General features: G+C 43.8%; 12 protein-coding genes. 11 read left to right on the forward strand and 1 reads right to left on the reverse strand.

Going from position 1 to position 11,673, the window contains the following annotated elements:
* Positions 1–188: 188 nt before the first annotated feature.
* The gene (pcaU, locus tag F952_RS09620; RefSeq protein WP_004926612.1) at positions 189–1,013 is read right to left on the reverse strand and encodes an IclR family transcriptional regulator PcaU; all 825 of its coding nucleotides are present in this window, start codon (positions 1,011–1,013) and stop codon (positions 189–191) included.
* A 294-nt stretch (positions 1,014–1,307) separates the two neighbouring features.
* Here pcaU and F952_RS09625 point away from each other — a divergent pair, with 294 nt between their 5' ends.
* The 11 genes from F952_RS09625 (at position 1,308) to F952_RS09675 (ending at position 11,672) form a co-directional block, all read left to right on the forward strand.
* Entirely contained in the window at positions 1,308–1,994 is a 687-nt protein-coding gene (locus F952_RS09625; RefSeq protein ID WP_004925451.1) for a 3-oxoacid CoA-transferase subunit A, read from the forward strand.
* Between the two features lie 10 nt (positions 1,995–2,004).
* Positions 2,005–2,658 (forward strand): 3-oxoadipate CoA-transferase subunit B CatJ, encoded by a 654-nt coding sequence (gene catJ / locus F952_RS09630; protein WP_004925445.1) that lies wholly within the window; start codon positions 2,005–2,007, stop codon positions 2,656–2,658.
* Between the two features lie 12 nt (positions 2,659–2,670).
* Positions 2,671–3,876, forward strand: a complete 1,206-nt coding sequence (gene pcaF, locus F952_RS09635; protein ID WP_004926618.1) for a 3-oxoadipyl-CoA thiolase — start codon at positions 2,671–2,673, stop codon at positions 3,874–3,876.
* 11 nt (positions 3,877–3,887) lie between these two features.
* Complete coding sequence (pcaB, locus tag F952_RS09640) at positions 3,888–5,243, forward strand: 3-carboxy-cis,cis-muconate cycloisomerase (RefSeq protein WP_004926621.1); 1,356 nt, start codon at positions 3,888–3,890, stop codon at positions 5,241–5,243.
* On the forward strand, positions 5,240–6,040 hold the full coding sequence (gene pcaD, locus F952_RS09645; protein ID WP_004926626.1) for a 3-oxoadipate enol-lactonase: 801 nt from the start codon (positions 5,240–5,242) through the stop codon (positions 6,038–6,040). The genes pcaB and pcaD overlap by 4 nt, the downstream gene beginning before the upstream one ends.
* Before the next feature lie 40 nt (positions 6,041–6,080).
* A complete protein-coding gene (locus F952_RS09650) occupies positions 6,081–7,436 on the forward strand; it encodes a 4-hydroxybenzoate transporter PcaK (RefSeq protein ID WP_004926629.1) in 1,356 nt (451 codons plus the stop codon).
* A 15-nt stretch (positions 7,437–7,451) separates the two neighbouring features.
* Entirely contained in the window at positions 7,452–7,856 is a 405-nt protein-coding gene (gene pcaC / locus F952_RS09655; protein ID WP_004926631.1) for a 4-carboxymuconolactone decarboxylase, read from the forward strand.
* Positions 7,857–7,877: 21 nt separating this feature from the next.
* Positions 7,878–8,603, forward strand: a complete 726-nt coding sequence (gene pcaH, locus F952_RS09660) for a protocatechuate 3,4-dioxygenase subunit beta (protein WP_004926639.1) — start codon at positions 7,878–7,880, stop codon at positions 8,601–8,603.
* A gap of 17 nt (positions 8,604–8,620) precedes the next feature.
* A complete protein-coding gene (pcaG, locus tag F952_RS09665; RefSeq protein WP_004926643.1) occupies positions 8,621–9,250 on the forward strand; it encodes a protocatechuate 3,4-dioxygenase subunit alpha in 630 nt (209 codons plus the stop codon).
* A 69-nt stretch (positions 9,251–9,319) separates the two neighbouring features.
* Positions 9,320–10,192: a type I 3-dehydroquinate dehydratase gene (gene aroD, locus F952_RS09670; protein WP_004926647.1), complete on the forward strand. Its 873-nt coding sequence runs from the start codon at positions 9,320–9,322 to the stop codon at positions 10,190–10,192.
* Between the two features lie 19 nt (positions 10,193–10,211).
* Positions 10,212–11,672 carry a NosD domain-containing protein gene (locus tag F952_RS09675; RefSeq protein ID WP_004926650.1) on the forward strand — a complete coding sequence of 487 codons (1,461 nt, stop codon included), beginning with the start codon at positions 10,212–10,214 and terminating at the stop codon, positions 11,670–11,672.
* The last annotated feature ends 1 nt before the right edge of the window (position 11,673 follow it).

Here is an 11,673-nt window from a genome sequence, read left to right on the forward strand (position 1 = left end):
TTTGATAAAAATTGTGATGTATTTCATTCGATCTTTACTGTTCAAAAAATAATTCGAACATTTCTTTAGTGATTGGAATTATTTTTCTGAATATATTATGGTCAATAATACTCAATCTAAGTCTAGATTGAGTATTTTCTAATAAAATACTTGTGTGCGATCATCGAACATTATGTTTGAAATTCGAATCAAAGAATGTTGCGCAATTCACGTGCTGTTTCTTGTAGTAATGGCAAAATATGCTGAATCAAATATTCCTTAGTCGTTCTCATTGTTGGAGAGACGATATTTAATGCTGCAACCACGCGTGATTGTTGCCCATAAATTGGAACAGCAAGTGCATGTACCCCCAACTCATGTTCTTCTGATGAATAACACCAGCCTTGTTCTTTTATTTCTGATAAAAGTCTTAAGAAATCAATGTTGTTGGTATAGGTGTATTTAGTCAAACGTTGTAAAGGATACTGATTGAGCCATTCTTGCTGTGCGTGATCATCTAGATAAGCTAAAAGAATTTTGCCAGCTGATGTGGCATGTGCAGGCAAACGATTTCCCAAATGTAATCCGTAAGGATTTACACGATCTGTTTGTTGATGAGCAGCACTTCGAGCAATGGTAATCGCTTCATAACCATCCAGTACCATGACTGAATAGATCAGTGATGTTTGGGTAGTCAGTAAATTAAGTAAAGGCTGTGAAATTTTAGGGAGCTGGGCGCCACCAAGATAAGATCCTGAAAATTTTAGAATTTTTGGCGTAAGATAAAAGTAGTGACCATCTGATTCTAGATAGCCCAGATACTCAAGAGTAAGTAAATGACGACGTGCAGCGGCTCGAGTCATTCCTGTTTTTTCTGCGGCCATGGTAATATTGAGACGATGACGATCTGTACCAAAGCTATCCAGTATGGCCATGCCTTTACTAATTCCAGCAACAAAATCTTCATGGCGAATGATTTTTTTGTTGGTTGAGTTGTGAAGAATTTTTTCTTCTTTCACTTTTTTATCGTCCATATTTGACCACATTCCAGCTACTACATACGATTGTCATATTGACATGTATAATATAACGCGGAATGACTATAACTAAATCATGTTTTGTTCGATTATCGAACAAATTATTTAAATATCGAACAAAACCTACTAAACTACTCTGGAACTGAATCAAAAAATTATAAAAAATGATCAGACAAGGGAATTCTACTGAATGACAAAGGAAATAGTATTTCATCCATATAAATTCACTTCCTTAAACATGCTTAATTTTCCTTCCTATCAAATTTGCTAGATGCACATTGGAGTTATCTGATGATAGATAAAAGTGCAGCGACCCTAACGGAAGCGCTCTCCCAGATCCACGACGGTGCCACCATCCTGATTGGTGGTTTTGGAACAGCCGGCCAACCCGCCGAGCTGATTGACGGACTGATTGAACTAGGTCGCAAGAACCTAACCATCGTCAGCAACAACGCCGGCAATGGAGACTATGGACTGGCCAAGCTGCTAAAAACTGGCGCCGTCAAAAAGATCATCTGTTCCTTCCCACGTCAGGCCGACTCCTACGTATTTGACGAGCTATACCGTGCGGGCAAAATTGAACTTGAAATCGTGCCGCAGGGCAATCTGGCCTGTCGTATACAGGCCGCCGGCATGGGGCTGGGGCCGATCTACACCCCAACCGGTTTTGGCACTTTACTCGCAGAAGGTAAACCTACCCTGAACTTTGATGGCAAAGACTACGTACTGGAAAACCCGATCAAGGCCGACTTTGCCCTGATCAAAGCCTACAAGGGCGACCGCTGGGGCAATCTGGTCTATCGCAAATCAGCACGAAACTTCGGCCCGATCATGGCCATGGCCGCCAACGTGACCATCGCACAAGTGAGCGAAGTGGTGGCACTAGGAGAACTCGACCCGGAAAACGTGGTGACCCCAGGCATCTTTGTTCAACACGTTGTACCAGTCCAATCTACCCCAGCAAGCGCTGCACCATAAGGAGATCGAGATGAGTTATCACAAACTGACCCGTGACCAGATCGCCCAGCGCGTTGCCCAAGACATTCCGGAAGGCTCCTATGTCAATCTTGGCATTGGCCTGCCGACCAAGATTGCCAGCTATCTGCCTGCCGACAAAGACGTATTTCTACATTCAGAAAACGGACTGCTGGCCTTTGGCCCACCACCAGCGGCCGGCGAAGAAGATCCGGAACTGATCAACGCAGGCAAAGAATACGTAACCATGCTCGAAGGCGGTTGCTTCTTTCACCATGGCGACTCCTTCGCCATGATGCGCGGTGGACATCTGGATATCTGCGTATTAGGCGCATTCCAGATCGCCGCCAATGGAGACCTGGCCAACTGGCACACCGGTGCACCGGATGCCATACCGTCGGTCGGTGGAGCCATGGATCTTGCGGTTGGGGCAAAAAAAGTCTTTGTAACCACCGATCATGTCACCAAAAAAGGTGAGCCGAAGATTGTAGCTGAACTCACGTACCCAGCCACGGGCCAGAAATGTGTCGACCGGATCTACACCGACCTGTGCATCATCGATGTGGTGCCAGAAGGACTGAAAGTGATCGAGAAAGTCGAAGGCTTAAGCTTTGAAGAACTACAACGCCTGACCGGTGCAACACTGATCGATGCGACACAAGGCTAAGGATAACCGAATATGAAACATGCATACATCGTCGATGCGATCCGTACCCCATTTGGCCGCTATGCAGGCGGATTGGCAGCAGTACGTGCGGATGATCTCGGCGCAATCCCGATTGCTGCCCTGATCGAACGCAACCCAAGCGTGAACTGGGCACAGGTCGATGACGTGATCTACGGCTGTGCCAATCAGGCAGGAGAAGACAACCGTAACGTTGGCCGTATGTCGGCACTGCTGGCAGGTCTACCGGTCGAAGTGCCGGCAACGACGGTCAACCGCCTGTGTGGCTCATCTCTGGATGCAATCGCCATGGCAGCACGTGCGATCAAAGCAGGCGAAGCCCATCTGATCATTGCAGGGGGTGTCGAAAGCATGAGCCGCGCACCGTATGTGATGGGGAAATCAGAAGGGGCGTTTGGACGCACCCAGAAGATAGAAGACACCACCATGGGCTGGCGCTTCATCAATCCGAAGCTTAAAGCCATGTATGGTGTGGATACCATGCCGCAAACCGCAGAAAATGTGGCCGAGCAGTTTGGCATCCAGCGTGAAGACCAAGACCAGTTTGCCTACACCAGCCAGCAACGCACCGCGGCGGCACAGGCCAAAGGCTACTTTGCAAAAGAAATCGTGCCTGTCACGATTCCACAGCGCAAAGGAGAGCCGGTGGTGATCGACACCGATGAGCATCCACGTGCCTCAACCACACTAGAGGGACTGGCCAAGCTAAAAGGCGTGGTCAAGCCAGAAGGCAGCGTGACAGCGGGCAATGCGTCAGGCATCAACGACGGTGCAGCGGCAGTTCTGATTGCATCAGACGAAGCGGTTGCACAATACCAGCTCAAAGCACGTGCCAAGATCATTGCCTCCACCACGGTAGGCATCGAGCCACGCATCATGGGCTTTGCACCGGCACCAGCGATCAAAAAGCTACTCAAGCAGGCCAATCTGACGCTTGATCAGATGGATGTGATTGAGCTGAACGAAGCCTTTGCTGCACAGGCACTGGCCTGTACCCGAGACTTAGGTCTGGCGGATGACGATGCACGGGTGAATCCGAATGGGGGTGCGATTGCACTGGGCCATCCATTGGGTGCATCTGGTGCACGTTTAGTGACGACGGCTTTAAACCAGCTTGAACAGTCGGGCGGTAAGTATGCGCTGTGTTCGATGTGTATCGGCGTGGGTCAGGGGATTGCGCTCATTATTGAGCGGGTTTGAGGGGCGTCATCATGAGCCAGTTATATGCCAGCTTGTTTTACCAAAGAGATGTGACTGAAATCTTCAGTGATCGCGCTTTAGTGTCATATATGGTTGAAGCTGAAGTTGCACTGGCGCAAGCACAGGCACAGGTTGGGGTAATTCCTCAATCTGCTGCAACTGTGATCGAACGTGCCGCAAAAACAGCAATCGATAAAATCGACTTTGATGCTTTGGCGACTGCAACAGGTCTGGCAGGGAATATTGCCATTCCATTTGTGAAGCAGCTTACTGCTATTGTAAAAGATGCTGATGAAGATGCTGCGCGTTATGTGCATTGGGGTGCAACCAGCCAGGATATTTTAGATACTGCATGTATTTTACAATGTCGTGATGCGCTGGCCATTGTACAAAACCAAGTGCAGCAATGTTACGAGACCGCGTTATCTCAAGCACAAACTTATCGCCATCAAGTCATGATGGGGCGTACATGGTTGCAACAAGCTTTGCCGATTACTTTAGGGCATAAGCTTGCACGTTGGGCATCTGCTTTTAAGCGTGATTTAGATCGTATTAATGCCATCAAAGCACGTGTATTGGTGGCTCAGCTTGGGGGTGCTGTAGGTTCTTTGGCATCATTACAAGATCAAGGCTCAATTGTTGTTGAGGCTTATGCAAAGCAATTAAAACTTGGTCAGACAGCATGTACATGGCATGGCGAGCGTGATCGTATTGTAGAGATTGCAAGTGTTTTAGGCATCATTACAGGTAACGTTGGCAAAATGGCACGTGACTGGTCACTTATGATGCAAACCGAAATTGCAGAAGTATTTGAGCCAACTGCCAAAGGTCGTGGTGGTTCATCAACCATGCCGCATAAACGTAACCCTGTGGCTGCTGCATCTGTGCTTGCAGCTGCGAATCGTGTGCCAGCTCTTATGTCGAGCATTTATCAAAGTATGGTGCAAGAGCATGAGCGTAGTTTAGGCGCTTGGCATGCAGAATGGCTATCGCTTCCAGAAATTTTTCAGCTTACGGCTGGTGCTTTAGAACGCACTTTAGACGTGCTCAAAGGCATGGAAGTGAATGCTGAAAATATGCATCAAAACATTGAATGTACCCATGGTCTGATTATGGCAGAAGCAGTCATGATGGCATTAGCACCTCATATGGGGAGACTGAATGCGCATCATGTGGTTGAGGCTGCATGTAAAACTGCGGTAGCAGAGCAAAAGCATTTAAAAGATATCATTTCTCAAGTGGATGAAGTGAAACAGTATTTTAATCCTTCACAGCTTGATGAGATTTTTAAACCTGAATCATATCTGGGCAATATTCAAGACCAGATTGATGCAGTATTGCAGGAAGCAAAAGGAGAGGCAAAGTGAGCGAAATTCACAGCATCATGATTACCAATCGTCAAGGCAAGACATTATCTGTACAGATCAATGGCCCTGAAAATGCGCCTGCAATCGTATTTTCAAACTCATTAGGTACAGATCATGGCATGTGGCAACCACAAGTTGCTGCATTAAAAAGCCAGTATCGAGTTGTCACCTATGACACACGAGGTCATGGTCAAAGCGATGTGATTGAAAATACAACTTTACAAAATTTAGGTGAAGATGTCCTCGATATCTTGGACGCACTTAATATTGAAAAGGCACATTTTTGTGGAATTTCAATGGGGGGTCTGACTGCGCTTTGGTTGGGTATTTATCAGGCAGCACGTTTTTATAGCATTACTGTCGCTAACTCAGCAGCTAAAATCTGGACTGAAGATGGATGGAATGCACGTGCAGAGGCAGTTGAAGCGAATGGCTTAGCCGATTTGGTTGCATCGACTCATACACGTTGGTTTAGTGACAAATTTGATTATAAAAATGATAATTTGGCGCAAAAAACCATTCAAAGTCTGGCAGATACGCCTGCTCAAGGCTATGCCAATGCTTGCCGTGCTTTGGCTAAAGCGGATGTACGTGAAAAATTGGCATCAATCTCAATTCCGACATTGATTATCGCGGGTAGTGCTGATCCAGTGACGACGATAACTGATGGTGAATTTATGCAACAGCATATTCAATGCAATCAGTTTGAAGTCATTGATGCATCGCATCTTTCAAATATTGAACAACCTGAAAAATTTATTCAAATTTTCAGTGGATTTGTTAAATCTATTCAATAGCTTAGAGATTTAAAAGGACTTTATGCCTAAGGAGGCAAATATGGCGTCTCAGGATTACGCTACTCAAAGATCAAGTTTAGATGCACAGGCATTAATTAATGATGCTCCATTGAGTCGATATCAATGGCTCATTGCGATTGTTTGTTTTCTCATTGTTTTTGTTGATGGTATTGATACTGCTGCAATGGGATTTATCGCGCCAGCATTGGCACAGGATTGGGGTGTAGATCGCTCTCAACTTGGTCCAGTGATGAGTGCAGCACTCGGCGGTATGATTATTGGTGCATTGGTTTCAGGGCCAACAGCAGACCGTTTCGGACGTAAAATCGTTTTATCTATGTCCATGCTCGTTTTTGGTGGTTTTACACTGGCATGTGCTTATTCTACAAATTTAGATAGTTTGGTCATTTTCCGATTTCTAACAGGTATCGGATTGGGCGCAGCCATGCCAAATGCGACGACATTATTTTCTGAATATTGTCCAGCACGTATTCGTTCACTACTCGTGACGTGTATGTTTTGTGGTTATAACTTGGGTATGGCTATTGGTGGTTTTATCAGTAGCTGGCTTATTCCAGCTTTTGGTTGGCACAGTCTGTTTCTTTTAGGCGGTTGGGCACCATTAATCTTGATGCTATTGGTCATTTTCTTCCTTCCAGAATCGTATCGTTTCTTGATCGTAAAAGGAAAAAATACCAAAAAAGTTCGTCAAATTTTATCGCGTATTGCACCACAAAAAGTTCAAGGCGTGACCGAGTTTCATGTTCCAGAAGAAAAAGTTGAAGCAGGAACCAAGAAAGGTGTATTTGGCATGCTGTTTTCAGCGAAATACGTCAAAGGTACGGTTTTGCTTTGGGTCACCTATTTTATGGGATTGGTCATGATTTATCTGTTGACCAGTTGGTTGCCAACTTTGATGCGTGAAACAGGTGCATCTTTAGAGCGTGCAGCATTCTTGGGTGGTTTATTCCAGTTCGGTGGTGTGCTTAGTGCGTTATTTATCGGTTGGGCAATGGATCGTTTCAATCCAAACCGAATTATTGCTGGCTTTTACTTGGCAGCAGGTATCTTTGCGGTGATTGTGGGACAAAGCTTATCAAACCCAACGTTACTTGCTCTGTTTATTTTATGTGCAGGTATTGCCGTCAATGGTGCTCAATCTTCAATGCCAGTATTGAGTGCGCGTTTCTATCCAACGCAATGTCGTGCAACAGGTGTGGCATGGATGTCTGGAATTGGCCGTTTTGGTGCCGTATTTGGTGCATGGATTGGTGCAGTTTTATTAGGAAATAACTGGTCATTTACCATGATCCTGAGCATGTTGATTATTCCTGCTGCTGCCGCTGCAATTGCAATTTTTGTTAAATCCCTTGTTGCACATACAGATGCAACTTGATGTGAGGTTTCTCTTATGAATGATGAACAACGTTATAAACAAGGGCTGGAAGTCCGTACAGAAGTTCTGGGTGAAAAGCATGTTAACCGTTCACTTGAGAACCTAAACGACTTCAATCAGGATTTTCAAAACTTTATTAGCCGTTTTGCATGGGGAGAGGTTTGGTCTCGTCCTGGACTTCCTCGTCATACGCGTAGTTTGGTCACAATTGCAGTGTTGTTGGCGCTTGGGCGTGAAGATGAGCTGCGTATGCATTTACGTGCCTGTTTCAACAATGGTGTGACCAAAGATGAATTAAAAGAGTTGATTCTACATTGTTCACTTTATGCAGGCTTACCCGCTTCAAATGCTGCGATGCATATGGCAGAAGAGGTCTTTAAGGACTTGGGAATTGCACCTGAAAAAGTAAACAAGGATTAATGGATTTAGAGGGAGTAGAAAATGTCTCAAATTATTTGGGGAGCTTACGCTCAGCGTAATACCGAAGATCATCCGCCAGCTTATGCACCAGGTTATAAAACCAGTGTGTTACGCTCGCCTAAGAATGCACTCATTTCTATTGCAGAAACTTTAAGTGAAGTCACTGCACCACATTTTAGTGCTGATAAATTTGGTCCAAAAGACAATGACTTAATCTTGAACTATGCCAAAGATGGTTTGCCGATTGGTGAACGTGTCATTGTGCATGGTTATGTACGTGACCAGTTTGGTCGACCTGTAAAAAATGCACTTGTTGAAGTATGGCAAGCCAATGCATCTGGTCGTTATCGTCATCCAAATGATCAATATATCGGTGCCATGGATCCTAATTTCGGTGGTTGTGGCCGTATGTTGACTGATGATAATGGTTATTATGTATTCCGTACGATTAAACCAGGTCCATACCCATGGCGTAACCGTATCAATGAATGGCGTCCTGCTCACATTCACTTCTCTTTAATTGCAGATGGTTGGGCACAACGTTTAATTTCGCAGTTCTATTTTGAAGGCGATACATTGATTGATTCTTGCCCAATCCTGAAAACCATTCCTTCTGAGCAACAACGTCGTGCGCTAATTGCATTAGAAGACAAGAGCAATTTCATTGAAGCTGACAGCCGTTGTTATCGCTTTGACATTACGCTTCGTGGTCGCCGCGCGACTTACTTCGAAAATGACTTAACTTAATGGATGGAGTAAAAAACATGAATGGTTGGAATTTTCAGGAACTCAAAGAAACCCCATCTCAAACAGGTGGTCCATATGTCCATATTGGTCTTTTGCCAAAACAAGCCAATATCGAAGTATTTGAACACAATTTGGATAACAACCTTGTACAGGACAATACGCAAGGTCAACGCATCCGATTAGAAGGTCAAGTGTTTGATGGGCTTGGTTTACCTCTACGTGACGTACTGATTGAAATCTGGCAAGCAGATACCAATGGCGTTTACCCAAGTCAAGCTGATACTCAAGGTAAACAAGTCGATCCGAACTTTTTGGGTTGGGGCCGTACAGGTGCAGATTTTGGTACAGGCTTCTGGAGTTTTAATACCATTAAGCCAGGTGCTGTTCCAGGCCGTAAAGGTTCAACTCAAGCACCACATATTTCACTGATTATTTTTGCGCGTGGTATCAACATTGGTCTTCACACTCGTGTCTATTTTGATGACGAAGCAGAAGCAAATGCAAAAGATCCTGTTTTAAACAGTATCGAGTGGGCGACACGTCGTCAAACACTGGTTGCCAAACGTGAAGAGCGTGATGGTGAAGTGGTTTATCGTTTTGATATTCGTATTCAAGGTGAAAACGAAACGGTATTTTTCGATATCTAAATTTTTGACTATGGAACGGGCCGTATATCTTTCGGTATACAGCCTCCATAATTTTACAAGGAAACGTAAATGTTCAATACAAACAAACTGGTTAAACAACTTTGTCTAAGTGGTGCGTTGTTGATGTCATTGCCTATATTGTCAACGACCTATGCGGCTGAAAATACTGTACCAGCATCTAAATCAACTTATGTTGTAAAAAATTTAAACATTGGTGATTTACCTGTTAAAACCCTCGTGCCAATCACTGCTAAAACAAGAGAGCAAGCTTTGGCACAGGCAAAAGTAATCGCGGAAAATAAAGATGCAGATATTGCCGAATTTCGTATCGATTTACTTGAGTTTGCCAGCGATACCAAAAAAGTCATTGCTTTAGGACAAGAACTTAATCAGATTTTAAAAGATAAACCGTTACTTGCAACAATTCGTACGTCTAACGAAGGTGGAAAGTTGAAAGTAACAGATCAAGAATATGAAAAAATCTACAGTGAATATCTTAAAAAACCGTTCATGCAATTGCTAGATATTGAAATGTTTCGTGATCAGGCTGCAGTTGCCAAATTGACCAAACTTGCGCACCAGAAAAAAGTATTGGTTGTCATGTCAAACCATGATTTTGATAAAACACCAAGTGAGCAGGAAATTGTAAGCCGTCTATTGAAGCAAGATCAAATGGGTGCAGATATTCTAAAAATTGCAGTCATGCCAAAATCTAAACAAGATGTATTTACATTGATGAATGCGACATTAAAAGTCAGTGAGCAAAGTACAAAGCCACTACTTACCATGTCAATGGGGCGTTTAGGTACGATTTCGCGTATTGCAACTGCAAATATGGGCGGTAGCTTAAGCTTCGGTATGATTGGGGAGGCTTCTGCACCAGGTCAAATTGATGTTACTGCACTTAAACAATTCCTTAAAACAGTTCAACCTACACCTTAAATAAGACAGGGAACATGTCATGAAATTAACTTCTTTACGCGTATCTTTATTGGCGCTGGGCTTGGTAACATCAGGTTTTGCTGCGGCAGAAACTTATACTGTAGATCGTTATCAGGATGATAGTGAAAAAGGCTCTTTGCGTTGGGCAATTGAACAATCTAATGCAAATAGCGCACAAGAGAATCAGATTCTGATTCAGGCTGTTGGTAAGGCACCTTATGTGATCAAGGTGGATAAACCGTTACCACCGATTAAATCATCTGTAAAAATTATTGGTACAGAATGGGATAAAACGGGCGAATTTATTGCGATTGATGGTTCAAACTATATCAAGGGCGAAGGCGAAAAAGCATGTCCAGGTGCAAATCCAGGACAATATGGTACCAATGTTCGTACCATGACTTTACCAGGTTTGGTTCTACAAGATGTCAATGGTGTGACCCTGAAAGGTCTTGATGTTCATCGCTTCTGTATTGGTGTACTGGTAAATCGTTCAAGCAATAATTTGATTCAGCATAACCGTATTTCAAATAATTACGGTGGCGCTGGTGTCATGATCACGGGTGATGATGGTAAAGGTAACCCAACGTCTACCACCACCAATAACAACAAAGTATTGGATAATGTGTTTATTGACAATGGCGATGGTCTTGAACTGACGCGTGGAGCAGCATTCAACCTGATTGCTAACAATCTGTTTACATCGACCAAAGCCAATCCAGAGCCGTCTCAAGGCATTGAAATTCTTTGGGGGAATGACAATGCAGTGGTGGGTAACAAATTTGAAAACTATTCAGATGGTCTACAAATCAACTGGGGTAAACGTAATTACATCGCTTATAACGAATTGACCAATAACTCTTTGGGTTTCAATCTTACAGGTGATGGAAACATCTTCGATAGTAACAAAGTGCATGGCAATCGTATTGGTATCGCAATTCGTTCTGAAAAAGATGCAAATGCACGTATCACACTTACCAAAAATCAGATTTGGGATAATGGTAAAGATATCAAACGCTGTGAGGCTGGTGGTTCATGTGTTCCAAACCAACGTTTAGGTGCAATTGTATTTGGTGTTCCTGCGCTTGAGCATGAAGGTTTTGTAGGCTCTCGTGGTGGCGGTGTAGTCATTGAACCTGCAAAATTACAAAAAACATGTACACAGCCAAATCAACAAAACTGTAATGCCATTCCGAACCAAGGTATTCAGGCACCTAAACTGACTGTCAGTAAAAAACAACTTACAGTTGAAGTTAAAGGAACACCAAACCAGCGTTACAACGTAGAATTTTTTGGAAATCGTAATGCATCTTCTTCCGAAGCTGAGCAATATTTAGGTTCAATTGTTGTAGTGACAGATCATCAAGGTCTTGCAAAAGCAAACTGGGCACCAAAAGTCAGCATGCCATCTGTTACTGCGAATGTAACTGATCACTTGGGCGCCACTTCAGAGTTAAGTTCTGCAGTGAAAATGAGATAAT

Source organism: Acinetobacter baylyi DSM 14961 = CIP 107474, assembly GCF_000368685.1.
Classification (GTDB): Bacteria; Pseudomonadota; Gammaproteobacteria; order Pseudomonadales; family Moraxellaceae; genus Acinetobacter; species Acinetobacter baylyi.